Source organism: Marilutibacter penaei (assembly GCF_014145395.1).
Taxonomy (GTDB): domain Bacteria; phylum Pseudomonadota; class Gammaproteobacteria; order Xanthomonadales; family Xanthomonadaceae; genus Marilutibacter; species Marilutibacter penaei.
Map to the genome: position 1 here is coordinate 20,981 of NZ_JACHTE010000004.1, position 23,051 is coordinate 44,031.

23 protein-coding genes and 1 tRNA gene are annotated in these 23,051 nt (G+C 65.8%); 7 read left to right on the forward strand and 17 right to left on the reverse strand.

Features of this window, described 5'->3' with window-relative positions; genetic code table 11:
* Window positions 1–66: 66 nt before the first annotated feature.
* Together H4F99_RS14670 and H4F99_RS06015 are read left to right on the forward strand one after the other, a co-directional pair.
* Window positions 67–618 carry a GspH/FimT family pseudopilin gene (locus tag H4F99_RS14670; RefSeq protein ID WP_182668836.1) on the forward strand — a complete coding sequence of 184 codons (552 nt, stop codon included), beginning with the start codon at window positions 67–69 and terminating at the stop codon, window positions 616–618.
* 56 nt (window positions 619–674) lie between these two features.
* Window positions 675–751: transfer RNA gene (locus tag H4F99_RS06015), tRNA-Asn, on the forward strand.
* A gap of 76 nt (window positions 752–827) precedes the next feature.
* On the opposite strand, the gene H4F99_RS06020 is transcribed toward H4F99_RS06015, so the two are convergent.
* From H4F99_RS06020 to H4F99_RS06045, 6 genes are read right to left on the reverse strand one after another with little or no spacing between them, the layout of a single operon-like run.
* Window positions 828–1,304, reverse strand: coding sequence for a type IV pilin protein (locus H4F99_RS06020; protein ID WP_425487995.1), 477 nt, complete (start codon window positions 1,302–1,304; stop codon window positions 828–830).
* 3 nt (window positions 1,305–1,307) lie between these two features.
* A complete protein-coding gene (locus H4F99_RS06025) occupies window positions 1,308–4,919 on the reverse strand; it encodes a PilC/PilY family type IV pilus protein (RefSeq protein WP_182668837.1) in 3,612 nt (1,203 codons plus the stop codon).
* Between the two features lie 14 nt (window positions 4,920–4,933).
* Window positions 4,934–5,500: a pilus assembly PilX family protein gene (locus H4F99_RS06030; RefSeq protein WP_246371400.1), complete on the reverse strand. Its 567-nt coding sequence runs from the start codon at window positions 5,498–5,500 to the stop codon at window positions 4,934–4,936.
* The gene (locus tag H4F99_RS06035; protein ID WP_182668838.1) at window positions 5,497–6,489 is read right to left on the reverse strand and encodes a prepilin-type N-terminal cleavage/methylation domain-containing protein; all 993 of its coding nucleotides are present in this window, start codon (window positions 6,487–6,489) and stop codon (window positions 5,497–5,499) included. Before H4F99_RS06035 ends, H4F99_RS06030 begins: the two co-directional genes overlap by 4 nt.
* Window positions 6,486–7,013: a type IV pilus modification protein PilV gene (gene pilV, locus H4F99_RS06040; protein WP_425487996.1), complete on the reverse strand. Its 528-nt coding sequence runs from the start codon at window positions 7,011–7,013 to the stop codon at window positions 6,486–6,488. The genes H4F99_RS06035 and pilV overlap by 4 nt, the downstream gene beginning before the upstream one ends.
* Window positions 6,994–7,590 (reverse strand): GspH/FimT family pseudopilin, encoded by a 597-nt coding sequence (locus H4F99_RS06045; RefSeq protein ID WP_182669098.1) that lies wholly within the window; start codon window positions 7,588–7,590, stop codon window positions 6,994–6,996. The genes pilV and H4F99_RS06045 overlap by 20 nt, the downstream gene beginning before the upstream one ends.
* Before the next feature lie 440 nt (window positions 7,591–8,030).
* On the opposite strand from H4F99_RS06045, the gene H4F99_RS06050 reads away from it, so the two are divergent.
* On the forward strand, window positions 8,031–8,789 hold the full coding sequence (locus tag H4F99_RS06050) for a sensor histidine kinase (protein ID WP_343064152.1): 759 nt from the start codon (window positions 8,031–8,033) through the stop codon (window positions 8,787–8,789).
* A 3-nt stretch (window positions 8,790–8,792) separates the two neighbouring features.
* On the opposite strand, the gene ppnN is transcribed toward H4F99_RS06050, so the two are convergent.
* The 5 genes from ppnN to grxD form a co-directional block, all read right to left on the reverse strand.
* Entirely contained in the window at window positions 8,793–10,166 is a 1,374-nt protein-coding gene (ppnN, locus tag H4F99_RS06055; protein ID WP_182668841.1) for a nucleotide 5'-monophosphate nucleosidase PpnN, read from the reverse strand.
* A 122-nt stretch (window positions 10,167–10,288) separates the two neighbouring features.
* Window positions 10,289–13,435: a TonB-dependent receptor gene (locus H4F99_RS06060; RefSeq protein WP_246371406.1), complete on the reverse strand. Its 3,147-nt coding sequence runs from the start codon at window positions 13,433–13,435 to the stop codon at window positions 10,289–10,291.
* Window positions 13,436–13,681: 246 nt separating this feature from the next.
* Window positions 13,682–14,278, reverse strand: coding sequence for a YhgN family NAAT transporter (locus H4F99_RS06065; RefSeq protein WP_182668843.1), 597 nt, complete (start codon window positions 14,276–14,278; stop codon window positions 13,682–13,684).
* On the reverse strand, window positions 14,275–15,012 hold the full coding sequence (locus tag H4F99_RS06070; protein WP_182668844.1) for an SDR family NAD(P)-dependent oxidoreductase: 738 nt from the start codon (window positions 15,010–15,012) through the stop codon (window positions 14,275–14,277). The genes H4F99_RS06065 and H4F99_RS06070 overlap by 4 nt, the downstream gene beginning before the upstream one ends.
* The gene (grxD, locus tag H4F99_RS06075; RefSeq protein WP_182668845.1) at window positions 15,009–15,329 is read right to left on the reverse strand and encodes a Grx4 family monothiol glutaredoxin; all 321 of its coding nucleotides are present in this window, start codon (window positions 15,327–15,329) and stop codon (window positions 15,009–15,011) included. Before grxD ends, H4F99_RS06070 begins: the two co-directional genes overlap by 4 nt.
* Before the next feature lie 207 nt (window positions 15,330–15,536).
* Between grxD and H4F99_RS06080 the strand changes: the two genes are divergently transcribed.
* Window positions 15,537–16,115, forward strand: a complete 579-nt coding sequence (locus H4F99_RS06080) for a superoxide dismutase (RefSeq protein ID WP_182668846.1) — start codon at window positions 15,537–15,539, stop codon at window positions 16,113–16,115.
* A gap of 210 nt (window positions 16,116–16,325) precedes the next feature.
* Here the strand turns inward: H4F99_RS06080 and H4F99_RS06085 are convergent, their stop codons facing one another.
* A complete protein-coding gene (locus H4F99_RS06085; protein ID WP_182668847.1) occupies window positions 16,326–17,468 on the reverse strand; it encodes a 5-(carboxyamino)imidazole ribonucleotide synthase in 1,143 nt (380 codons plus the stop codon).
* The gene (gene purE / locus H4F99_RS06090; RefSeq protein WP_182668848.1) at window positions 17,465–17,980 is read right to left on the reverse strand and encodes a 5-(carboxyamino)imidazole ribonucleotide mutase; all 516 of its coding nucleotides are present in this window, start codon (window positions 17,978–17,980) and stop codon (window positions 17,465–17,467) included. The genes H4F99_RS06085 and purE overlap by 4 nt, the downstream gene beginning before the upstream one ends.
* Before the next feature lie 78 nt (window positions 17,981–18,058).
* Between purE and H4F99_RS06095 the strand changes: the two genes are divergently transcribed.
* From H4F99_RS06095 to H4F99_RS06105, 3 genes are read left to right on the forward strand one after another with little or no spacing between them, the layout of a single operon-like run.
* On the forward strand, window positions 18,059–18,328 hold the full coding sequence (locus tag H4F99_RS06095; protein ID WP_182668849.1) for a Trm112 family protein: 270 nt from the start codon (window positions 18,059–18,061) through the stop codon (window positions 18,326–18,328).
* Window positions 18,325–19,188: a carboxylating nicotinate-nucleotide diphosphorylase gene (gene nadC / locus H4F99_RS06100; protein WP_182668850.1), complete on the forward strand. Its 864-nt coding sequence runs from the start codon at window positions 18,325–18,327 to the stop codon at window positions 19,186–19,188. Before H4F99_RS06095 ends, nadC begins: the two co-directional genes overlap by 4 nt.
* A gap of 21 nt (window positions 19,189–19,209) precedes the next feature.
* Window positions 19,210–19,524 carry a DUF3301 domain-containing protein gene (locus H4F99_RS06105; protein WP_182668851.1) on the forward strand — a complete coding sequence of 105 codons (315 nt, stop codon included), beginning with the start codon at window positions 19,210–19,212 and terminating at the stop codon, window positions 19,522–19,524.
* Window positions 19,525–19,542: 18 nt separating this feature from the next.
* Here H4F99_RS06105 and H4F99_RS06110 read toward each other — a convergent pair whose 3' ends face one another.
* The 4 genes from H4F99_RS06110 to H4F99_RS06125 all read right to left on the reverse strand — a co-directional run bounded on the left by H4F99_RS06110 (window position 19,543) and on the right by H4F99_RS06125 (window position 23,051).
* Window positions 19,543–20,055: a ClpXP protease specificity-enhancing factor gene (locus H4F99_RS06110; RefSeq protein WP_182668852.1), complete on the reverse strand. Its 513-nt coding sequence runs from the start codon at window positions 20,053–20,055 to the stop codon at window positions 19,543–19,545.
* Between the two features lie 162 nt (window positions 20,056–20,217).
* Window positions 20,218–20,853 (reverse strand): glutathione S-transferase N-terminal domain-containing protein, encoded by a 636-nt coding sequence (locus H4F99_RS06115; RefSeq protein WP_182669099.1) that lies wholly within the window; start codon window positions 20,851–20,853, stop codon window positions 20,218–20,220.
* A gap of 166 nt (window positions 20,854–21,019) precedes the next feature.
* Window positions 21,020–21,748, reverse strand: coding sequence for a cytochrome c1 (locus H4F99_RS06120; protein WP_182669100.1), 729 nt, complete (start codon window positions 21,746–21,748; stop codon window positions 21,020–21,022).
* Window positions 21,749–21,791: 43 nt separating this feature from the next.
* Window positions 21,792–23,051 carry a cytochrome b gene (locus H4F99_RS06125; RefSeq protein ID WP_182668853.1) on the reverse strand — a complete coding sequence of 420 codons (1,260 nt, stop codon included), beginning with the start codon at window positions 23,049–23,051 and terminating at the stop codon, window positions 21,792–21,794.

Below are 23,051 nucleotides of genomic sequence, written 5' to 3' on the forward strand. Positions count from 1 at the left end.
GGTGGCTGGCTGTGCGTGCGTTCACGTGGCTTCACGCTTGTCGCATGGACATCACAGGAACGATTCATGGAAGGTTCGGTTTTCGTATGCGCTCCACGCTCACGCATTAGGGGCTTCAGCCTTCTCGACCTCGCCGCTACCCTCGCGGTCCTCGGCGTCGTGCTTGGGATCGGCCTCCCCTCGTTCTCCCGGATCCTGGCAGAGCATCGCATCCATGACATCCAACATCGCTTGACGGTTTCCCTCGCGCTTGGACGGATCGCGGCAATCCGCGACGCGGCTCCCGTCACGGTCTGCCCCTCATCCAACGGCCAAACATGCCGGTCAGACGGGGTATGGGACCACGGCTGGCTGGTCTATCGGGACCGAGGCAGGACTGATCATCCCACCCTCCAGACCGTCGTCCACTACGATTCAACGCCAAACAATGGATTCAGGGTACGTAGTTCGCGCTACCGGTCACGGGTGCGTTTCGGCGCCCTCGGGTGGTCGGGAGGACATAATCTGACGCTGGCCGTGTGCGGGCCTGATGGCCACCTTCGTGGCCAGGTGATCGTCAACAACGCCGGACGCCCCCGGAGTGAGCGGGCTCCGCCAGGCACCCCCTGTCCAGATTGAGAACCTGGAGGCTGGGGCTTGACCCGGGCACGGGAGGGCTTACAATTCACGTCCCCGCCCGAATAGCTCAGCTGGTTAGAGCACTTGACTGTTAATCAGGGGGTCGTTGGTTCGAGTCCAACTTCGGGCGCCAGAATGCAGTTAAAGAAAAAGGGTCCGCGCATGCGGACCCTTTTTCGTTGGTATCAGGTGATCCTAAGCTATCGGTGTTACCAGCACTCGGCGACCGAAGTCCCGCTTACGCTCACGGACTTGGCGCCTGCCTGGTTCAATCCCAGCGTCCCACACTTGGTATCCAGACTCGCTTGCCTGCCTTGGGGTACCGCACTGACGCTGTAGGTCGTGGCCGTGGTGGCCGCGAGCTGGACCGCATAGTGACCGGCAAGATCCGTCATGCACTGTGTCTGGGGCAGCGCTACCGCGACCCCTGCCTGGTTCTGGTCATAACGGAGATTGGTGGTGTAGAAGCGCTCCATGAACTGGGACGCCTCCAGCACGCAGGCGGCGGCGGTTGCCCTCCGGGTCTTGATCGTGTGGTTCTGGTAGCTGGGGTACGCGATCCCCATGAGTACCGCAATAACCAGCACCACGATCATCAGCTCTACCAGAGTGAAGCCCGATACCCGCGCTGGCCGCCCTCCACGGGCGGTGCCTGTAACAACTCGCGAAACGGTTGAACTCATCATTGGTCAGTCCCTAAGAAGCTCACGCCAGGAGATACGGCCAAAGCCCGGCCCCCATTCAAATGGTACGCAACCCGGCGCACCCGTCGAGCCGTTCGCGCAGAACACGGCCTCACCACCTGAGCCAATCAACGCACCCGGATCGGTCGGCATGCCGATGCCCAGGTCGATCGAGCCAACCGGCACATCGGTACCTCCACCGCCCGTGCCGGAAGGCAGCGTGTCGTTGTGGTCGATCACCCCGTCCCCATTGGCATCAATGAACGGGGCACTGAGCGCGCCACCGGTAAACGCATCGATGAAGTTCAGATAGCCGCGCCCCGTCGTGTCGCAACCATCGCTCCGGGGAATGACACTGGAGGCGACCAGGACGTTGCCGGAAACCACGAACTGGTCACCAATCATGCGCTCGCCTTCTGCGGTGTAGTCGGGCGGCGTCAGCAGTTCCACGTACCACCCCTTTGTTCCGTTCATGTCCCCCGAAGTGGTCTCCTCGAAGGCCCGGACCGGATTGCCGCCGAGGACACCTGCCAGGACGATCTCACGTTCCTTCAACTGGGCACGACCGGTGATGGCGGTTCCATTGTCCTCCATGCCGTACCAGGTCTGCGTGCTGGTGTCGCCGGGATCGGTTTCCAGGATGTAGCGCCCGGTACCGAAGAACACCCACGGGTTGTAGGTCGCCGGGTTGTACGCGACGGTGATGCCGCCCGTAATCGGCTGGCGGCGTGTCGGGTCATCCTTGTAGGTGGCGGTGAACAGCTTCGCAGAGGACCAGGAGGTGCTGGTGCTGGCGGAGAGGTCGAAGCGCCAGACGTTGCCCTGGAGGTCGCCGGCGTAGACCGTGTCCACCTTGCCATCGCCATTGGCATCCACGCCCGTCGGCACGGAGAGGCCGTTCGCGGTTTCTGCGTTGGTGGTGATCTTCTGGATCAATGCACCCGTTGCAAGGTTGATGACGAACAGGGCGGCGCGGTCGTTCGGACTGTTGATTCCGTTCGCAACGATCGCCGCCATCGTCCCATTGGTACCAATATTCACCTTCGCGATCAGGGGCTTGCCCAACACCATGCCCATGTCGTTGTCGCCCGCGAACTCCCAGGACTGACCGCTCGTCGCGAATGTCGTCGGGTCCGTCACGTCGAGTCCATACACGCCACGCCCACCGCGACCGAGCGTGCCTACCAGGTAGTTCTTGTTGGGTGTCTGCACACGCGTGGACACACTGATCGGACCATCCACGAAGTACTGGTGCACGAAGTCAACGCGCCGGCTCAGGTCCTTCAGTCGGGCCATGTCCAGCAGCTTCGGAACGTAAGCAAAGCGCTCGGCGCCGTTCTCCGCATTGATCGCATGCAGCATGCCGTCGTTCGCACCCACGTAGATCGTCTTGTCGCTACCCGTCTCCACGTATACGGGCGAGGAGTTGACGATGTCGCCGAACAGCGTGGCGCGCGCGCGGTACGTCGATCCTTCTCCGGTGCGGTCGCCCTTGATGTAGTTCGCAACGGCCGTTGTGAGTACGGTCTCCTGGGCAGCCGTCGGGAAGGCGGTCGCCGCGGTACGCGTGCCCGTTGCCCCGCCATAGGTGCGTATCCTGCGGCTGGACGGCGTCGTGGGAATGCCATTCGACGCACGCCAGAGCGGCGGATTCACGGCACCTGCGGAGGTCGTGGAATAGGCCGTGACGTCGCCGATCCATTGTCCGGCCACGAAGTTCGCCGAATAGGACACCGTGTCGTTGTTGAGGACCGAGCTGTTGAAAGACAGGTTGGATGCGGAGCTGGTCCGCTCGTCGATGGAGGCAAGCGCCGAACGCAGCGCCATCGCAAACTCGGTCGGGTTGCTTGCTGCCGCGAATGCACCATGGCCGTTCACCGCGGCGTGCAGCAGATCATCGATACGATGGTCATCCTCGTTGTCGGTCGGGTTCGGCCACCCCGGGAACGTACCCGCCTGCTGGGCCTGCAGCACATCCGCTACGGACGTCTGGGGCAGCGTACCCTTGAGGCCGAGCGAGATGCCAAACGTCACCATGTGTTGCCAGAACGCGGGATTGACCGTCGTGGTGGGGACGATATTGTCCATACCCGGCATCAGGTCGGTCTTCCAGTACTTCATGGCGACGTCGGCCAGGGTTTTCGAGAAGTTGTCCCTATAGGGCGCAGCCGCTACATAGGACTGCTCGCTGGTGCCATCAGGACGGGAATACGTCGCGCCGTCGTTTCCGTCATCGTTCCCCGAATAGACGATACTGTCCTCCTGGTTCCAGTAACCGTCCGTCGTGAGAATCGAAAAATTCTGGCGACACGCCAACGGAGAAGCCTCAGGGCCATAAGGACCCGAAGTACCGCCGTACCCCGCCAAGTCGTCACTGTAATAGAGCCCCATCCGACGAAGCGCATTGTGTAGCGGCGTGCCATTGTTCGCGGTGGCATCATAGAGCCGGTTGAACCAGGTGGTCCGATTGGTCGAGCCGTTGCGATTCTCGAAGAGCCCGTTGTTCGAGCCAACGTTGATCAGGAATTCCGCGTTGCGATCGGACTGACTGGGGCCCCAGATGGTAGTGAAGCCGACGCGGTAGTTGCCGCCATTCAGATCAGCGAACGCAGAGCCCGCTCCCGCTTTCGCGGCTTTCATGCGGGTGCGGTGATATGAGTACCACGTCGCGAAGTTGTTCGCTTCCGCTTGCTCGCTGCGCCCGTTGGGCGTTACGCGCGTGCAATTGTTCCAGCCATCGTCCGCCCCGCAATACCTGGACGCGACGTAGCTCACATTAAGGTTTACGTTGTTGAACGTCGAGTCCGCGAACAAGCCGATGTAATAACGGCCCGCTTGCGGTGGATCGAACTCGCAGGTGTGATTGTTTCCGTTGCTGCGCTCGCGGCAATCGTAGTTCGATGTGGTGGGCTGGGCGCCGCGTCTGACGTAGAGATCTGCATCCCCGCCACCACCACTGGTGGTGATTTCGAGATCGTATACACCGCTCGGCACGTCGACCTGGTACTGGCGCCAATTGTTGTTGCTCTGCCATATGCCACCCTGATTGAGGAGCGTAATCCGGGAAGAGGCCCCGGTGTACTCGCTCCTCCACACTGATCCATCCGCATGGATCTGGTACCGATAGAACCCGTTTGTTCGATCAAGGTTCGTGCCGGGCGTCTTCGGCACGTAGTAGGTATGTACCCGATTGGCAATCGAGGCGTTACTGCTTGCCAGCGCCGCGTCCGTCCAGACAGAATTCAGGGTAGTGCCCCCGGAGTGATAGCTGCCGTCTGCGAGAATCCAGGGCGTGTAATCAATGGACGGATCGTAGTAGAGCGTGTTGTGCGCGTAGGTTTCCAGTCCGATCGATACAGGGCTTGTCTGGTTGTTCAACGGCGCGGCCGAGGCGGCAAACGGCCCAGGCATGAAGGTCCAGTCCATCGACCCCGAATCATCCAGGATGAGCATGATATTGGGCGGAAGGGGCGTGCCCACCTGAAGTGGAACCGCCGGCACATTCAAGGCCGCCGCACTAGGGAAGCTCATCATGGTCGCCGCAAAGGCGCACAGCATTGCCGAGAGCCGGCTTTTCACTCCGGTCGCGCGACCGTTCTGGCTGGACTTCGTGTTCATGATCTCGTCCCGTATCAGGGTGCCGGCTTGCGCACGACGGACTGAAGAATGACGCTGGAGCGCCCTGCCGCCACATAGCGGGCGCTTACTCGATACATGTAGGCCTTGCAGAGCGGGTCCTTGGGCCTACCGTTCGGCCCCGTGATCAGGTCGCACTTCGGCGTGGTGTTGTACTCACCCATGTATTCGATGAGGTACTGGAGGTCACTGGCATTCGGTACGGCGAGTGTATTGTTCGCCAGAGCGGCGGCATTCACCCAGTCGGAATTGCCCAGGGCGCGGTTCAAACCGTTCAACGGCGGTCCACAGACACCGGCCGCGCACGCATTGCCCACGGGCGGTGACGCGAGCCCCATGGCCACCACCTCCCCTTGGCGAAGCGCGGCTTCTGCCGCCTGGAAGCCAAGGCTGCGATCGAACAGGTTGGCAGCCATGCGCTCTTCCAGCAGCGTGCCACGCAGGCTCGCCAGACCCAGGAGGGTCATCACGAGCAGCAGGATCAGGACAACCACCAGAGCCACGCCTCGCTGTGCGCGTGGCGCAGCAAGGGACACCGATCGGCGACGGGAGAACATTTTCATATGCTGCGATTCCGCAAGGTGACGACGTGGGTGATCTGCCGACGGATGCCCTGGCCGTCCGTGCCCACTTTGATGGCGTCTTCGTGGATGCCCTGCTGGCCCTCGAGCTCAAGCTCGATCCGGACAGCTGTCACCTCCTTCCAGTTGGCGCCCACGGCATTGGCGGCAACATAGTCCGCGGCCCCGGGGAGCAGGTAGGTAAGCTCCAGATCCCGCACGCCATCAATGACTTCGGTCGGGGGGTTGCCCATGTCGCGCTGCCAAAGCGAGTTTCCCCCATGCCCATTCGCTGCGACATACCACTGAACGGCATGAACGCGGGCAATGCTTGCCTGCCCGTTCTCGACGGTGGCGTAGGTGTAAGGCACGGCACCGCAGACGCCACCCAGGCCCAGGTTGCTCCCGCAGTTTCCAGCCGCCCCGACGGGCACCGCACTCCCGGCGACATTGCCCGCCTGGAAAATGGAACCCTGGTTACCGTCGCAGGCCAGGACGACATCATTGCTTCGAATGTCATGCGCAGCGGTGCTCAGCGTGAAGCTGCCGGCGGAGTACGCCTGCACGGTGGTAGCACTGGTATTGGCGGAATGCAGTTCAATCGCATCGGTGCCAGCGAGGCTGCCCGCCAGGGCGCCATTTTCGAACCCCTGGATGCCGCTTCCCCAGTTCGCCCACCACGCGCCCGAGGTCAGCAGGTTCGCTATTGGCAACATCTTGCCGTACTGCGGAAGAGCGGGCTGCGTCTGCGGTTGGCGGCACGGGGTGCCGTCCGCCTCGCGGATGTCACGGGCCATGAGCTCGAAACCGATGCGGCCGTTCTCCTGGATCCGCCCCAGGCTCTCCGTTGCCTTGTAGACCCGGCTGTTCGCCATGAACATGCCGATGGCGCTGCCCACCACGAGCAGGCCGAGCAGCATCGCGATCATCATTTCGACCAGGGTGACGCCCGACTGGTCACGCCCGGTGCGGGGGACGGAACGGACGTTCATAGCTGGCTCACCGTGCTGATCGAGAAGTTCTGGACACCACCGGTCGCCCGGGACTCGTCCCACTCGACCGTCACCGTGCACACGGTCCCGTTGCATGCAATCGTGCCGCATGAGGTGGCCCCGAGGGTTCGCTGCATCGTCTGGATCCATCGGCGCTGGTCGTTCACAGGCAAGGTCGCACCTGCTGCCGGCGGTGCGCAGGTGCGCGCCATCTGATACAGGGCGATGGCTGCAGCTTTCGCCGTGGGATCGTTGATGGCCGCCACCGGGATGGACGCACGGATCGAATCGAGGATCGCGTAGCTCTCCATGATGGCCTGGCTCCGCGCCAGCGAACCCTGACTGTTCTTCAGTGCCGTCGCTTGCAGCGCTGCCACGCCAAGCAGGCCAATGGCCAGGATCAGCACTGCGATCATCACCTCCAACAGGCTCATGCCAGCCTGGCAACGGCGCTGTCGCGGGAGTGGGATGGGAGTTTCCATGGGTTTCACTGCCATGTTGATGTCAGGGGTTCGCGGGCGCATTGCAGGCGCCGTTCGCGTCGACGCGTTCGATGAAGGGGCGGCTCCCCGCGCCGAGGGTGACGTTTCGCACATTGTCTGCGGGGAAGGTGGTCGCCATGCACACGCCAATGCGTGCGGTCAGCAGGTTCCCGGCGGTATCGCGGGCGAACCCGTCAGAGCGGAATGTAAGCACTCCGTTGTTGAGCGCCGGGCTCGCCGTCACATTGATCGATGCTGGCGTGGTGAACTGCTTGAGCACCTCCTCGCCCGCGGTCACCGCCCCGTTGCGGTCGGCATCGACAAAAACAATCCAACCCTGCCAGGCGCCCGCCCCCGCACACGCCGCCCCGTCGGATGAGCTGCACAGCGCCGTCCGTGCGTTGCGGCGGATGGCTTCGGCTCGCGCCAGTTGCAGGCTCGCCACCAGCTCATTCGCGGGCGTGGAGAGTCGTGCCGAATTACTCACGTATCTGAAGCTCGGAATCCCGAGCGCCAACAGGACTCCCAGAACCACCACCGTGATCATCAGCTCAACGAGGGTGAAGCCTGCCACTTGCGCCCGGCGCAGCTCGCAAGCCCCCTTGGATGGACTCGACATCCCCACTCCCGATAAAGATTCTCATCGCAAACAGTACCCGCCGCCCCAGCCCCCCTCCAGCGTCGGCCGACCAGCGGCCCCCCGGACAGCGCAGGCGGCAACGACCACGGCCCCACCGGTGCTGTCATGATGGGCAACGTTCCGCCCTGCCCCGATCGATGACATCAACGCCACCGGACAGCCCGCTTGACACGCTCTGGCACCCCAGGACCCTGGCATGGGTGGTGATCGCCGGCGAAGGTCTCGCCATCGTGCTGGCGTTGGCCCCAGGCGCCGAGGGGAACCGATGGGTGCATTTCGGGCTTACGTCGATCCTCATGCAGTGGATATCGCTTCTAGCGATGGCCCTTCTCTACTTTGGACGGCGACCATTGGCTACATCAAGCCACCAGACGCTGGCTTACGCCGCACTGGGCTCGTTGCTCTGCAGCACTTGGTTCGTGAGCGCAGCCGCATGGCTGGTCCTCCACGATGCCTGGCCGATGGCTGATGGCGGCTGGGCTTCGCTGGCGCTTCGGCTGACGGGAGTGTCGTTGACGGTCGGCCTGCTCGGCCTTGCCGCCTTCCAGAACCACTGGCGGGCGCGGCAACTGGCGATCCGCGCCAAGCAGGCGGAGCTGGAGGCGCTGCAGGCCCGGATACGCCCGCACTTCCTGTTCAACACGCTCAATACCGGGGCGGCGCTGGTGCACCAGCGGCCGGAGGCCGTCGAGCAGTTGCTGCTGGACCTGTCGGACCTGTTCCGCGCGGCGCTGGCGGGACCGCAGCAGATCCCGCTGGAAGACGAGCTGGCGCTTGCGCGGCGTTACCTCGAGATCGAGGGCCTGCGCTTCCGGGATCGCCTGAGGGTCGAATGGTCGTTGCCCCGCACCATCCCGGACGTGACGGTGCCCGCGCTGACCATCCAGCCGCTGGTCGAGAACGCCATCCGGCACGGGGTGGAGCGGCTGCCACGGGGCGGCGAAGTGGAAATCACGGTATCGACCGCGCCGGGCAAGGTGATCGTCCGCATCTCCAACCCGGTGCCGGCCCCCGGTGACGCGGGGCGACAGGGCCACAACGTGGGCCTGCCGGCGGCGCAGGAGCGCGTGGAGGCGCTCACGGCCGGACGCGGGAGTGTCGTGACCCAACGCGAAGGAGACCGGTTCGTCGCAACGGTGCGCCTGCCCACGGCCGGAAGTCCGACGCCCCGCGAGTAAACGTCAGGCGACGACGCGGTAGCAGGGCTGGTAGTCCCCGTCGATCTTCATCCGCCGTTGTTCGACGAAGGCACGGAGCAAGGCGTCCAGCGATTGCATCATCTCGGGATCCCCATGGATCTCGAAGGGCCCGAACTGCTCGATGCGCCGCATGCCCTCCTCCTTCACGTTGCCCGCCACGATCCCGGAGAATGCACGCCGGAGGTCCGCAGCCAGCGCATGCGGCTTGCGGCCCTTGTGCAGGTCGAGCGCGGCCATGGCCTCGTGGGTCGGGCGGAACGGCAGCTGGAACTCCAGCGGCACGTCGATCGACCAGTTGAAGAAGAATGCGTCCTTCTGTGCGATCCGGTGCTCGCGAACCTTGCGCACGCCCGCGGTCATGCGTCGCGCCACCGCGGTCGGGTCGGCGATGATGATCTCGTAGCGCGAGGTCGCGGCCTCGCCCAGGGTCAGGCGCAGGAAACGGTCGATCTGCTCGAAGTAGGCCGCCGAACCGGTGGGCCCGGTGAAAATCAGCGGGAACGGCAAGTGGGCATTTTCCTCGCGCAGCAGGATGCCCAGCAGGTACAGGATCTCCTCGGCGGTACCGACGCCGCCCGGGAACACGATGATGCCGTGGCCGATCCGGACGAAGGCCTCCAGGCGCTTCTCGATGTCCGGCATGATCACCAGGTGGTTGACGATCGGGTTCGGTGACTCGGCGGCGATGATGCCCGGCTCGGTGACCCCGATGTACCGCGGGTAACGGCGGCGCTGCTTGGCGTGGGCGATGTTCGCGCCCTTCATCGGCCCCTTCATCGCACCGGGCCCGCAGCCCGTGCAGATATCCAGCCCACGCAGCCCCAGCTCATAGCCGACCTGCTTGGTGTAGATGTACTCCTCGCGCGAGATCGAGTGGCCGCCCCAGCAGACCACGAGGTTCGGGTCGGTCGGCTGCAGCAGGCGCGCGTTGCGCAACAGGTCGAACACGCCGTCGGTGATGCCGGCGCTGGTGGTGAGGTCGCGTCCACAGGCTTCGCCCAGGTCGATCGCGGTATAGGCCAGGTCGCGCACCACGGCGAACAGCAGGTCGGCGACGCCGCGGATGATCTCGCCGTCGACGAAGGCCATCGCCGGCGCATTGAACAGGTCGATCCGCATGCCGCGGTCCTGCTGGTGGACCTGGATGTCGAAGTCGGCGTACTGCGCCTGTGCGGCGCGCGGGTCGTCGGACACGCTGCCGGTGGTCAGCACCGCCAGCGCACAGCGGCGCAGCAGGTCGTGCATGCCGGTGGACGCATCACGCAGTCGCGCAACCTCGTCGCGGGAGAGCACGTCGAGCCCTCCGCGCGGATGGATGCGGGCGTCGACGGTGGGGGCATCGATGAAGTCGCTCATTCCTTCCGTTTCCTTCTTCTTGTTCTTCTTGTCTGTGTCGCTGTGACTCTAGCGCAGGGTCCCCCACAAAAAAACGGCCGGGGGTCGCCCCCCGGCCGTCGGTTCGCGACGAGCGCTATGGATCAGAACTCGTAACGCAGGGTCAGCTGCGCCGACCAGCGCGACACGACGCGCGGCACGCGGCCTTCGTACGGACGGAGGTCCTGCCACGTCGGGTTGTCGGCGGTACCCAGGTCGTACACGTAGGTCCCGTCGGCGTTCACACCGGCCAGGCGGGCCAGGTAGCGCGTGTCGAAGCCGCCGATCTCGTCGGTGACACCCCAGTCCTTGTTGAGCATGTTCAGGACGTTGTAGATGTCGAGGCGGACGATCGACTTGTGGTCCTCGAAGAAGCCCGGGAGCTCCTGCTGCAGGCCCAGGTCGAGCTGGTTGACCCACGGCAGGCGACCTTCGTTGCGGCCGGCGATCTGTCCACGATGCGACTGCAGGTACGGATCGTTCGAGATGAAGCGGTGGAAGGCTTCGATCTGGTCGGCCGTCGCCCCGCCGTAGCTCACGTTCGGATCGTTGACCAGCGGAATGTAGGCCGGATCCTGGAAGATGCCATCGCCGTTCGGGTCACCGTTGACCAGCCAGGTGTACGGCAGGCCGTCGCGGCCGTAGTAGAACAGCGAGACGCTGGACTTGTAGTCACCGAAGAACGCGTGCTCCCAACCCAGCGAGGCCTTGATGGAGTTCGGGATCTCGCGGCTGGCGGTCGTGGCGATCTCTTCGTTCGGGTTGACGCGCGAGACGTACTGGTAGCTGGACCAGGCCTGCGAGCTGGCGTCCGAGCCCACTTCGTCGGCATCCGTGTACGTGTAGCTGATGTTGCCGTACCAGCCGTTGGACAGCGGCTTGCTCAGCGCCAGGGTCAAGGAATTCGAGCCGCCCTTGTCGGTGTTGCCCAGGACCGTCGAGTTGAAGCTGTAGTCCGGGTTGCGCCCGCAGTTCTTGTTGGAGCTGGAGTTGTTGCCGAGCGTGCACCAGTAGCTCTCCCGGCCATCAGCCAGCGTGCCCTGCGCCTGCCCGATGTTGAGGGCCTGGTAGTACGCCGCGTTGCGGGCCTGGATCGACTGGAACTCGACCGTGCCGATCATGCCCCACCAGGGCAGCTCGTGGTCGTAGCCCAGGCTGGCCTTCCACACGGTCGGGAGCTTGAAGTCCGGATCGATGGTATCGATCTGGTTGGACGGGCTGCCGCCGGTCGGGACGTTCTGGTTGTAGGCGTCCGGGCTGAACGGCGCTTCGTTCGGATCGAACACGCGGTAGGACCATGCGGTCATGCCACCGTTGTTCTGGTACGGGTTGGCCAGCCAGACGAACGGCGGGACGCTCTGGAACGAACCCACGCCACCGCGCAACTGCGAGAAACGCTCGGTGTCGAAGAGGTAGTTGAACGACACGCGCGGCAGGATGACCTTGTTGTCCGAGCCCAGCTTGTAGTCGTTGCGGAAGCCGAAGGCCTGCTCGAAGCCCGGGTTGCGCACCGGCGCTTCGTCGACGCTCGGGATGTTGACGCGCACGCCGTACGTCAGCGACAGCTGGTCGTTGACCTGCCAGGTGTCCTGCAGGAAGGGGCTCCACTGGCTGTACACCAGCGCCGCCGCGGTGTCCTCGACGCCGAAGCCCGGGGCCGGGGTACGCAGGTTGTAGACGTCGTAGTTCCCGGCCTCGAAGTCATCCAGGCTCGCGAACACGTAGGAGCCGTGCAGGTCGCGGCCGTACAGGTTGAACACGTCGTGACGCAGGTAGTCGAAGCCGCCCTTGATGACGTGGTCGCCGGCGTAGTACGTGCCGAACACGTTGGCGGTCAGGCGCTCCGTGTTGATCTGGTTCTCATGGCGGTTGTTGTCCTCGCCGATGAAGATCGAACCGCCGTTCGCCGTCTCGACCTCGACCTCCGGCTGGTTCACCGGGTTGCCGTTGACCTGGTCGAATTTGTTGTAGCTGATCTTCGCCTCGGTGCTGAAGTTCTCGGTCCAGTCACTGAACAGCTGCAGCGAGGTGTTCTTGGTGATGTTGTCGATGTTGTACCAGTGGCTGGTCAGCACCACGGTGTCGGAGAACGCGTCGTACGGGGACGGACGGAACTCTTCGGTCTGCTGGTAGGTCAGGCTGGCGCGGTGGAAGTCGTTGATGTTCCAGTCGATCTTGGCCAGGTAACGCTTGGTCTCGAGATTGACGCCGGTGGCGCCGTAGCTGCCGGGCTCCATGCCCAGGCTCTCGGCGATGGCGATCGCGCGGTCCACGTCCGCCTGGGTGACATCGCCGTTGGCGACGCCGTCGGAGGTCGCCGAACCGCCGAAGTTCTTGATGGTCTGCTCTTCATACGAACCGAAGAAGAACAGGCGGTCCTTCAGGATGGGGCCGCCCAGCGTGGCGCCGAAGGTCCGGTCGGTGTCGAAGCCTTCGTAGGCTTCGTCGTCCAGATCGCCCATCCAGTCGGAGTCACGGAACGCGCCATAGACCGAACCGTGGAACTCGTTGGTACCCGACTTGGTCACCGCGTTGACGGTCGCGCCCACGGTGTCGGTGGCGACGTCGTAGTCGGCCACCTTGATGTCATACGCCTCGATGGTGTCCACCGAGATCGGGGTGCCGATGTACGGCATGCCATTGGCATTCAGGCCGAAGGGATCGCCCTGCGACATGCCGTCGACGGAGATGTTGTTGAAGCGGTTGTTCACGCCCGCGACCGAGATGGAACCGTCGCCCGCGTCGGTGACCTGCACGCGCGGATCCAGGCGCGCCACGTCGTCGAGCGAGCGGTTGGCCTGCGGCGTCAGCTCCAGCACGCGTCCCGCCACCGAGGTGCCCACGCCCTTGTTGTCCGGGCTGAACACCGAGTAGAGGTCGGACGAACCGGTCACCGACACGGTGTCCAGCGTCACGGCGTCGGCCGTGCCGCCATCGAGCTGCGCATTGATGGCATTGACGCGGTTGAGATCGAGGTAGACGCCCTCTTCGGTCGTGGTACCGCCTGCACCGGTAATGGTGACGGTGTAGGGGCCACCCACGCGCAGGCCACGCGCGTTGTAGCGGCCGCTCTCGTCGGTGGTGGCACGGCTGACGGTGCCCGACTCGACGTGCGTGATGGTGACGTCCGCGCCCTGGACGGGCTGGCCACTGCCATCGGTGACCAGGCCGCCGATACCGGCGGACGTGCTCTGGGCCATGGCGGGGGCGGCGGCAAGGGCGGCCAACAGGCCGAGGGTGAGCCGGGACATCCGGACTCGGTGGCAACGGGACATGAGCGAGGCCTCGTAGACAGGAAAAAGGGTGGACGAGCGCATCCATGCAGGCAGACACGCTGGGCCACGACTTCAGCAAGTGCGTCCGCACCCGGCCGGCGCGATGCGCCTCTCCGGGTTAACGACACATTAACACGCTACGATCCCTACGTTACAGTATCGTGACCCCCGTCATCGAGATGGCGAATGGGCCGATGCAGGCCCATCCGCGTCGAAAATGGGTCAAGCGGCGGCGATCTGCAGGTATGTCCCGAGACCATCCAGGAACATCTGCACTGAAATCGCCACCAGGAGCATGCCCATCAGGCGCTCGATGGCCGACAGGGCACGCCCGCCGAGCAGCTTGTACAACAGCGTGGCGGAGAACAAGATCGCTGCCGTCGCGCCCCAGGCGATCAACAGCGCAATGCTCCAGTCCCCGAGGCGGGTCGGGTCGTCGCTGCCCATCAGCATCACGGCGGCCATCCCGGACGGCCCCGCCACCAGCGGAATCGCCATCGGCACGATGAACGGTTCGCCGTCGGGCAGCTCGCCCATCAAGCCTTCCGGGCGCGGGAAGATCATCCGGATGCCGATCAGGAACAGCACGATGCCGCCGGCGATCGAGACGGATTCCTGCCGGAGGTGCATCAGCTCCAGGGCGTACTTGCCGCCCCAGAGGAACATCATCAGGACGGCCAGGGCGATCAGCAGCTCCCGCGCCAGCACCACCCGTTGGCGCTTGGGGGGCAGGCTGCGCAGCAGGCTCAGGAAGATCGGGATGTTGCCCAGCGGATCCAGGATCAGGAACAGCAGGAGGGCGGCGGAGGCGATGGTCATGCCGGCGGGCTCCATACCTGGCCGCGGTGCACATGGCCCTCCCGGGACAGCAGGGTGACGCAGGCGGGGGCATAGCGCGCGGGGAGCGCCGTGCGCGGATCCGGGTCTTCCGCGTAGGCGCGCGCGCGCAGCGGCGTGCGCATGGGGCCGGGACGCAGTCCACTGATACGCACCGTACTGCCCGCGAGTTCGCGATCAAGCATGCCCACCGCCGCGGCCAGCGCATGGTGGGCCAGTCCGTAGCCACCCCAGTAGGCGCCGCCGACGCGTTCCGGCGCGTCGAGCGTGAACACGACCGCGGCGTCCTCCGCCCGTTGCAGCAGGGGCAGGCACGCCTGGGTCAGCCACAGCGGCGCCGTCAGGTTGACATGGACCGCCCGGGCGAGTGTCGCCGGATCGGTCTGGGGCAGCGGCGTCAGGCCACGGAATTCAGCCGCGCAGTGCAACAGTCCGTCGAGCCGCCCGAATTCGGATTCGATGCGCGCGGACAGCTCCGAGAAATCGTCGGGCGTGGCGCCTTCCAGGTCCATCGGATACAGCACGGGCGCCGGCCCGACCTCGGCCAGCGCATCGTGCACCCGGTTCAGCCGCGGCACCTTGCGGCCCAGCAGGACGACCGTGGCGCCAGCCGCCGCGCACGCCTTGGCCGCTTCGCTACCCAGCCCGCCATGCGCGCCGCTGACCAGGACCACGCGATCCGCCAGTGCGCCGGGGCCCCCGGTTCCTCCGCTCACGCGCCCTGGGTCTCGCGGATGATCCGGCCCAGCTCGCGTGATTCGTACAGCTCGACGGTGATGTCGCAGCCGCCGATCAGTTCTCCGTTGATGAAGAGCTGCGGGAACGTGGGCCAGTTCGAAAACCGCGGGAGGTTGGCCCGGAGCTCCGGGTCCTCGAGCACGTTGACCGTATGGAGCTCGGTGGCGCCCGCATCGCGCAGCGCCTTCAACGCACGGCTGGAGAAGCCGCACATGGGAAACTCGGGGGTGCCCTTCATGAAAAGCACCAGCGGGTGGCGCTCCACCTCGGCCTGGATCCGCTCGAGCACGGACATTGAACGCTCCTGCAATGGACAGTCATGCGCTTTGACGGTGCAGCCACGCGCATGGACGATAGAATGAGCGACCAGTCGAACAGCCTGCGGCGTGTCCCGTCGGTAGCGACTGCCCGTATTGTAAGCCCTCGCGAAGTCCTGGACGTGGCCCGAGGGGCCGCGTCAGGGTCTGCCTTCAGCCAACATCGAGCCACAAGGAGCCCCCACATGGCGATCGAACTGCCCGCCCTGCCCTACGACCGCACCGCCCTGGAGCCGCATATCTCCGGCGAGACGATCGACTTCCACTATGGCAAGCACCACAAGACCTACGTGGACAACCTCAACAAGATGATCGAGGGAACGGAGTTCGCCGACCTGCCGCTGGAGGAGATCGTCCGCAAGTCGCAAGGCGGCATGTTCAACAATGCCGCGCAGATCTGGAACCACACGTTCTACTGGAACTGCCTGTCGCCCGCGGGCGGCGGCGAGCCGAGCGGCAAGCTGGCCGACGCCATCAACAAGGCCTTCGGTGACTTCGCGACGTTCAAGGAGGAGTTCACCAAGACCTGCGTGACGACGTTCGGTTCCGGGTGGGGCTGGCTGGTGCAGCGCCCGGACGGTTCGCTGGCGCTGGTGAGCACCTCCAATGCCGCGACCCCGCTGACCGGGGATGACACGCCGCTGGCGACCTGTGACGTGTGGGAGCACGCCTACTACATCGATTACCGCAACGCCCGTCCGAAGTACATGGAGGCGTTCTGGAACCTGGTGAACTGGGACTTCATCGCGTCGCAGATGAAGTGATCCGTTAGAGCGCTCTACGTGTAGCGCGTTCGACTTGCGGGCTGGCCACGCTTTGGCGGGCCGCCCGCCTGCGCACTTTGCAGTACAAGTACCGGAGGAGCAGCCCTCTGGCTTGACCGTATGCGGCAGGGATGCCGCATTCGAGCCCCGAGGATGAGTGTGCTGCGTGTCAGGCGCCCAACAGTCCCGCCGTACGGGCGAGAGGATGCGTCAGCCCCGCAAGCGCTCCACCACCGGCGCCACCTGCGCCTCCCGTCCCAGGCCCTGCCCCACGCGCTCGAGCGCGTGCGCCAGCTCGGCGCGGCTTTCGGCTCGCAGGGTGGCGTGGCCGACCTTGCGGCCCTCGCGCGCGCTCTTGCCATAGTCGTGCCAGTGCCCGCCCGCCTCGGCCAGCACGGTGGCGGCATCCGGCATCGCGCCGATCCAGTTGAGCATGCAGGCCTGTCCTACCATGCGGGTATCGCCCAGCGGCAGCCCCAGTACGGCACGAAGGTGGTTCTGGAACTGGCTGGTCTCGCTGCCCTCGAGGGTCCAGTGGCCCGAGTTGTGCACCCTCGGTGCCATCTCGTTGGCCAGCAGCTCCCCGTCCCGGCAGAACAGCTCAAGCGCGAACACGCCGACGTAATCCAGCGCATCGGCGAGGGCCTGCGCGTGGCCGGTTGCCGTCGCCAGCAGGACGTCATCCACGGCCGCGGGGGCCAGGCTTGCCGACAGCACGCCATCGACATGCCAGTTCTCGGTAAGCGGCCAGGTGCGGAACTCGCCATCCCGGCCACGGACCGCGACGACCGACAGCTCGCGCTGGAAAGCGACGAAGCCTTCGACGATCAGGCCCACGCTGTCGGCCTGCGGGCCCAGGGCGGCCCACGCGGCGTCGATGTCGTCGGCGGTGCGGATCCGGAACTGGCCCTTGCCGTCGTAGCCAAGACGCCGGGTCTTGAGGATGCAGGGCAGGCCCACCTCGGCGACGGCACCGTCCAGCCCCTCGCGGGTATCCACCGCGGCAAACGGCGGGACCGGAATGCCGAGCTCGCGGAACAGGGTCTTCTCGGCCAGCCGGTCCTGGGCCACGCCCAGGGCGCGCGGGTTCGGGAACACCGGGATCCGTTCCGCCAGCCAGGCCGCGGATTCGGACGGCACATTCTCGAAATCGAAGGTCGCCACGTCCACGCTGCCCGCGAACTCCGCCAGCGCGGCCTCGTCGCGGTAGTCGCCCACCACCATCGGCGCGAACTGTCCGGCACAGGCATCCGGCGCGGTATCCATCACCTTGAAACGCAGCCCGAGCGGCGCGCCCGACAGGGCCATCATGCGGGCCAGCTGGCCGCCCCCCAGGATGCCGACGGTCGTCATTGGCGCGGGTCGTCGTTGGAGGACACGTCGTCGGTCTGCTTCTGCCGGAATGCCGCGAGGGCTTCGCCTATCCCGGGATGCTCCGGCGCCAGCATCGCCGCGGCGAACAGCGCCGCGTTGGAAGCGCCGGCGTTGCCGATCGCGAACGTCGCGACGGGAATCCCCGCCGGCATCTGCACGATCGAAAGCAGCGAATCCATGCCGTTGAGCGCCTTGCTCTGCACGGGTACGCCCAGCACGGGCACCGCGGTCTTGGCGGCCAGCATGCCGGGCAGGTGGGCGGCGCCGCCGGCGCCCGCGATGATGGCCCTCAACCCGCGCGACTGCGCCGAGGCCGCGTAGTCGAACAGCACGTCCGGGGTGCGGTGCGCGGACACCACCCGCACTTCATGCGGCACACCCAGCGCTTCGAGGCGCTGCGCGGCGTTCTGCATGGTCTCCCAGTCGGAACGCGACCCCATCACGATGCCCACCAGCGGCGGGGCGTCGGTCGCGGTCTTGCGGTCGGTCATGGCTCGGTCCAACGTCAAAACGGTATTCTACATGCGCCCGCGCCCGCTCGTGGCCGCCTTACCCGCTCCAGGATACCCATGGACCGCAAGCTGCTCGACCTCCTGGTCTGCCCGACCACCCGCCAGCCCCTCGCCTTGTTGGACAAGGACGGCCTGGCCGCGGTGAACGCCGCGATCACCGCCGGCACCCTGCGCCGCGCCGATGGCGCGCTCGAGCCGTCACCGCTGGACGAAGCCCTGGTCACCCGGGACCGCAGGACGGTTTACCGGGTGGATGACGGCATTCCCGTCCTGCTGGCCGAAGACGCCCTGGCCACGACCGGCCTCGACGGCTTCCCGGCGGCATGAGCGTGCAGGCACCGCCTCCGGACCAGGTGGATGCCGACGTCGCCAACGCGCTCGCCGAAGACATCGGCAGTGGCGACGTCACCGCCGCGCTGTTGCCCGATGGCCCGGACACCGCCTACCTGCTGTGCAAGCAGGACGCCGTGGTGTGCGGCCGCCCCTGGTTCGATGCCTGCCATCGCGCGCTGGATCCCGACGTCCGCATCGATTGGCGGGTGGAGGAAGGCGACGCCGTGGCCGCCGGCACGGTGCTGGCCACGCTCTCGGGCCGCATCCGCGCCCTGGTGACGGCCGAACGGGCGTCGTTGAACTTCATGCAGACCCTGAGCGGGACGGCCACCACCACCGCACGCCATGTCGCCGCGGTGGCCGGCACCGGAACCCGCATCCTCGACACCCGCAAGACCCTGCCCGGCCTGCGCCTGGCGCAGAAATACGCGGTGCGCGTGGGGGGCGGCGACAACCATCGCATGGGCCTGTACGACCAGCTCATGCTGAAGGAGAACCACGTCCGCGCCGCCGGTTCGCTGACGCTGGCCATCCGGGCGGCCCGCGATACCCACCCGACCCTGCCGCTGATCGTCGAAGTGGAAACCCTCGAGCAGCTTCGCGAGGCCCTGTCTGAAGGCTGCGAGCGCATCCTCATCGACGACTTCACCGCGGCGATGCGCAGGGAAGCCGTATCGATTGCGCGCGCATCGCCGTTCGATGGCCGGATTCCCCTGGAGGTATCCGGGGGCGTCGACCTGGAGGGCCTGCGCGCCATCGCGGAGGATGGCGTCGACTGCATCTCCATCGGCGGATTGACCAAGCATGTCCAGGCCATCGACCTGTCGATGAAACTCGGCCCGCCGCCGGCCTGACCCACGCCAAGGCCCCGTCCCATGCCCACCGCGATCGCACTGATGCTGCTCGGCGCCCTCGGGTACGCCTGGTGGAATTCGGCCCGTGCCGCCGCCGAGCGCGCCGGTCAACTGGGCCGGGACGCCTGCAGGCGCGCTGGCGTGCAATGGCTGGACCAGAGCGTCCACGCCGCCGGGATGCGCCTGTGCCGGCACGACGACGGTCGACTCGGGCTGGAGCGCACGTTCCGCTTCGAGTATTCGATCGACGGGGAAGACCGCTACTTTGGCCGGATGACCTTGCGGGGGGACCGGCTGGTCATGTTCAGCGGACCGCCGCTGCCGCCCGCGACCTGAATCCCACCGCCGTCCGCGCTACTTCACGACGCGCAGGTGCCCGGTGCGACGCGGGCCCGGGGCGCCGGGGCCATCGTCGTCTCCGTCGCCGTCATCCTCTCGACGCTCGGCATCGCCCGGCACTGCACTGAGGGTAGGCGGGGCCGACGCATCGGCCCCCTCCGGGTCCGCGCCGGGCCGTCCGCCCGGAGCCGAGCCGCCCACGTCCTCGGGCAGCGCCATGCCCTGCCCGGTTTCGCGTGCATAGATGGCAAGCACGGCCGAGACCGGCACGACGACCGACTGGCTGACACCGCCGAAGCGCGCATCGAACATGATCGCATCGTTGCCCATTTCCAGATGGGAGACCGCCCGCTGCGCCACGTTGAGGACCACCCGGCCATCGTCCACTGCGTGCGAGGGCACCTTGACCCCGGCGTGCGTGGCATCCACCAGCAGATGGGGCGTCATGTCGTTGTCCGCGATCCACTCATAGAGCGCCCGCAGGAGGTAGGGGCGGTGACTGCTCATGGGGGGACTGGATTCACTCATTGCCAACGACTTCGCATGCTGCATCAGCCGCCTACTTTGGAGCCCGCACGCGGATCTGTCGAGCCTCGCGCGCCCTGTGCCGCCGGGCAGCGGGCCCCGCGACCCGGGCGTGCCGCCCGCTCAGTCGTCGCGGGCGCGGGCCGGGCCACGTGGCAGTGGGATTCAGACCGGCAGTTCGTTCAGCTTGCGCTCGTCTTCGGTGAGGCTTCGCGCGAACCCGGCGCTGCGGAAGATCCGGCTGCCGTAGTCCTCGATCGCCTTGCCATCCTTGGGCAACGCCACGCCCAGCGCGGGCAGGCGCCAGATGATCGGGGCCATGGCGCAGTCGGCCAGGCTCATTTCCGGGTTCAGGAAGAACTTGCCGGCCTTGAACAGCGGCACCGACGCCGTCAGCAGTTCCTTCAGGCGCTTCCGCCCGGCATCGGCCTGCGCCTTGTTGCCCAGCTGGATGGCCTGCACCTGGGGCACCCAGTCGTGCTCCAGCCGCAGCATGGCCAGGCGCAGGCGGGCGCGGGACAACGGATCCACCGGCATCAGCGGCGGGTGCGGGTAGCGTTCGTCGAGGTATTCGCTGACCACGCTGGCGGCGTACAGCACCAGCTCGCGCTCGACCAGGGTCGGCACGGAGTGGTACGGATTCAGGTCGATCAGGTCCTCGGGAGGATTCTGCGGATCCACCGGGATCAGGTCGTAGCTCACGCCCTTGGCCGCGAGCACCAGGCGCACCCGGTGGCAGAGCACGCAATCGGTCGAGGAAAACAGTGTCAGGGCATTACGCATACGGGGACTTGCCGCCATCATCGACCTCTCCTGGGACGGAGGCGCGAGCGCTCCCGTCGTCAAGACGCCGCCCACCCCTTGTGGACGGTCGCCACGGTCCCGAGACTGCCTGTCAGCAGCGTGCCCGTAAAGCCCCGGGGCCCCGGCGCCCCGCGCGGAGCGGAGCGGACCGGGCGTCCCGGCGTCAGTGCACGTCGCGCCAGTATTCCTTCTTGAGCAACCAGGCCAGGAAGGTGAAGACGGACAGGAACAGGATCACCCACACGCCCAGGCTCTGGCGCTTCAGGGCGGCCGGCTCGCCGGCGTACTCGAGGAAGGCGGTGATGTCACGCACCGCCTGGTTGAAACCGGACGCATCCAGCTCGCCGGGCTGGGTGACCTTCAGCCCCGTGACGTGGCGCTCGCCTGCCGCGTCGGGCTCGCCGTACTCGGCGTGCTGCAGGCCCTGAAGCTCCCACAGGGGATTCGGCATCGACGCGTTGGGGAACAGCGTGTTGTTCCAGCCCAGCGGCCGCGATTCGTCCAGGTAGAAGGACTTCAGGTAGGTATAGATCCAGTCCGGACCGCGCGAGCGCGCGATCAGGCTCAGGTCCGGCGGCATCTTGCCGAACCACGCATTGGCATGCTCGGCGGTCATCGCCACCTGGATCTGTTCGCCGAACTTGGCGCCGGTGAAGTTGAGGTTGTTCATCACCTCCTCTTCGGTCAGGCCCAGGTCCTCGGCCATGCGCGAGTAACGCAGGTATTTCAGCGAGTGGCAGCCCGAGCAGTAGTTCATGTAGAGCTGTGCGCCGCGCTGCAGCGAGGCCTGGTCACCGAGGTCGGTGCCCGCCTGCTCGGTGTTGCCGCCACCCGCGGCAAGTGCGGTGGCCGACACCAGCAGGCCGGCGACGAAAATGGCGAACTTCTTCATGGGCTTGGCGGTCCGGGCGATTCGGTCGTTGGCGGTGATGAGGTCAGTCATGCATCGTCACCCGTTCCGGCACCGGCTTGGTCCGGTCCAGCTTGGTCCAAAGCGGCATGGTGATGAAGAACGCGAAGTAGAAGAAGGTCAGGATGCGGCCGACGATGGTCTCGACCGGATCGGTGCCCGGGCCCGCGCCGATCTTGCCCAGCCACAGGAAGCTGAACGCAAAGGCCAGCAGCATCACCCAGGAGAACACCCCGCGGTAGCGATAGGACCTGACCTTCGCCTTGTCGAGCCACGGCACCAGGAACAGGATGGCGATCGCCGCGAACATCACGATCACACCGCCCAGCTTGTCCGGCACGACGCGCAACATGGCGTAGTACGGGGTGTAGTACCAGACCGGCTTGATGTGCTCCGGGGTCACCAGGCGGTTGGCCTCGACGAAGTTGTCGTGCTCGAGGAACCAGCCACCGAACGCCGGTGCGAAGAAGATGATGAAGGCGGCGATGATCAGGAAGAAGCCGACGCCGAACAGGTCCTTGACCGTGTAGTACGGGTGGAAGGGAATGCCGTCCTTCGGCTTGTTCGCGTCCCAGCGATTGCCCTTCGGGCCCTTCTTGATGTCGACGCCGTCCGGGTTGTTGGAACCCACCTCGTGCAGCGCGCCCAGGTGCAGCACGACCAGCAGCAGCAGGACCAGGGGCAGCGCGATCACGTGCAGCGCGAAGAAGCGGTTGAGGGTGGCATCGCCGGGCAGGTAGTCGCCCATGATCCACTCGACCAGACCGCCGCCGATCACCGGGATCGCGCCGAACAGCGAGATGATCACCTTGGCGCCCCAGAACGACATCTGGCCCCAGGGCAGCACGTAGCCCATGAAGGCCTCGGCCATCAGCACCAGGTAGATCAACATGCCCAGGATCCACACCAGTTCGCGGGGCTTCTGGTACGAGCCGTACATCAGGCCGCGGAACATGTGCAGGTAGACGACGATGAAGAACAGCGACGCGCCGGTGGAGTGCATGTAGCGGATCAGCCAGCCCCACTCGACGTCGCGCATGATGTACTCGACCGACGAGAACGCCTCGGCCGCGGACGGCTTGAAGTGCATCGTCAGGAAGATGCCGGTCAGGATCTGGTTGACCAGCACCAGCATCGCGAGCGAACCGAAGTAGTACCAGAGGTTGAAGTTCTTCGGCGCGTAGTACTCGGTCATGTGCTTGCGGTACATCGGCATCATGCCGGGCGCACGCGCGTTGACCCAGTCCATCACGTTATTGGCGGTACGGGTGATGATGTTCGACAT

Bases quoted from the DNA above. Each gene is read 5' to 3' on its own strand.
- ppnN (WP_182668841.1), bottom strand. From the start codon at position 10,166: ATGAGCGACTTCATCGATGCCCCCACCGTCGACGCCCGCATCCATCCG.
- H4F99_RS14670 (WP_182668836.1), top strand. From the start codon at position 67: ATGGAAGGTTCGGTTTTCGTATGCGCTCCACGCTCACGCATTAGGGGC.
- grxD (WP_182668845.1), bottom strand. From the start codon at position 15,329: ATGTCCGTGCTCGAGCGGATCCAGGCCGAGGTGGAGCGCCACCCGCTG.
- nadC (WP_182668850.1), top strand. From the start codon at position 18,325: ATGAGCGTGCAGGCACCGCCTCCGGACCAGGTGGATGCCGACGTCGCC.
- H4F99_RS06035 (WP_182668838.1), bottom strand. From the start codon at position 6,489: ATGAACGTCCGTTCCGTCCCCCGCACCGGGCGTGACCAGTCGGGCGTC.
- H4F99_RS06095 (WP_182668849.1), top strand. From the start codon at position 18,059: ATGGACCGCAAGCTGCTCGACCTCCTGGTCTGCCCGACCACCCGCCAG.
- pilV (WP_425487996.1), bottom strand. From the start codon at position 7,013: ATGCGCCCGCGAACCCCTGACATCAACATGGCAGTGAAACCCATGGAA.
- H4F99_RS06030 (WP_246371400.1), bottom strand. From the start codon at position 5,500: ATGAAAATGTTCTCCCGTCGCCGATCGGTGTCCCTTGCTGCGCCACGC.
- H4F99_RS06125 (WP_182668853.1), bottom strand. From the start codon at position 23,051: ATGTCGAACATCATCACCCGTACCGCCAATAACGTGATGGACTGGGTC.
- H4F99_RS06045 (WP_182669098.1), bottom strand. From the start codon at position 7,590: ATGTCGAGTCCATCCAAGGGGGCTTGCGAGCTGCGCCGGGCGCAAGTG.
- H4F99_RS06105 (WP_182668851.1), top strand. From the start codon at position 19,210: ATGCCCACCGCGATCGCACTGATGCTGCTCGGCGCCCTCGGGTACGCC.
- H4F99_RS06085 (WP_182668847.1), bottom strand. From the start codon at position 17,468: ATGACGACCGTCGGCATCCTGGGGGGCGGCCAGCTGGCCCGCATGATG.
- H4F99_RS06065 (WP_182668843.1), bottom strand. From the start codon at position 14,278: ATGACCATCGCCTCCGCCGCCCTCCTGCTGTTCCTGATCCTGGATCCG.
- H4F99_RS06120 (WP_182669100.1), bottom strand. From the start codon at position 21,748: ATGAAGAAGTTCGCCATTTTCGTCGCCGGCCTGCTGGTGTCGGCCACC.
- H4F99_RS06060 (WP_246371406.1), bottom strand. From the start codon at position 13,435: ATGTCCCGGCTCACCCTCGGCCTGTTGGCCGCCCTTGCCGCCGCCCCC.
- H4F99_RS06115 (WP_182669099.1), bottom strand. From the start codon at position 20,853: ATGGCGGCAAGTCCCCGTATGCGTAATGCCCTGACACTGTTTTCCTCG.
- purE (WP_182668848.1), bottom strand. From the start codon at position 17,980: ATGACCGACCGCAAGACCGCGACCGACGCCCCGCCGCTGGTGGGCATC.
- H4F99_RS06110 (WP_182668852.1), bottom strand. From the start codon at position 20,055: ATGAGTGAATCCAGTCCCCCCATGAGCAGTCACCGCCCCTACCTCCTG.
- H4F99_RS06020 (WP_425487995.1), bottom strand. From the start codon at position 1,304: ATGATGAGTTCAACCGTTTCGCGAGTTGTTACAGGCACCGCCCGTGGA.
- H4F99_RS06025 (WP_182668837.1), bottom strand. From the start codon at position 4,919: ATGAACACGAAGTCCAGCCAGAACGGTCGCGCGACCGGAGTGAAAAGC.
- H4F99_RS06080 (WP_182668846.1), top strand. From the start codon at position 15,537: ATGGCGATCGAACTGCCCGCCCTGCCCTACGACCGCACCGCCCTGGAG.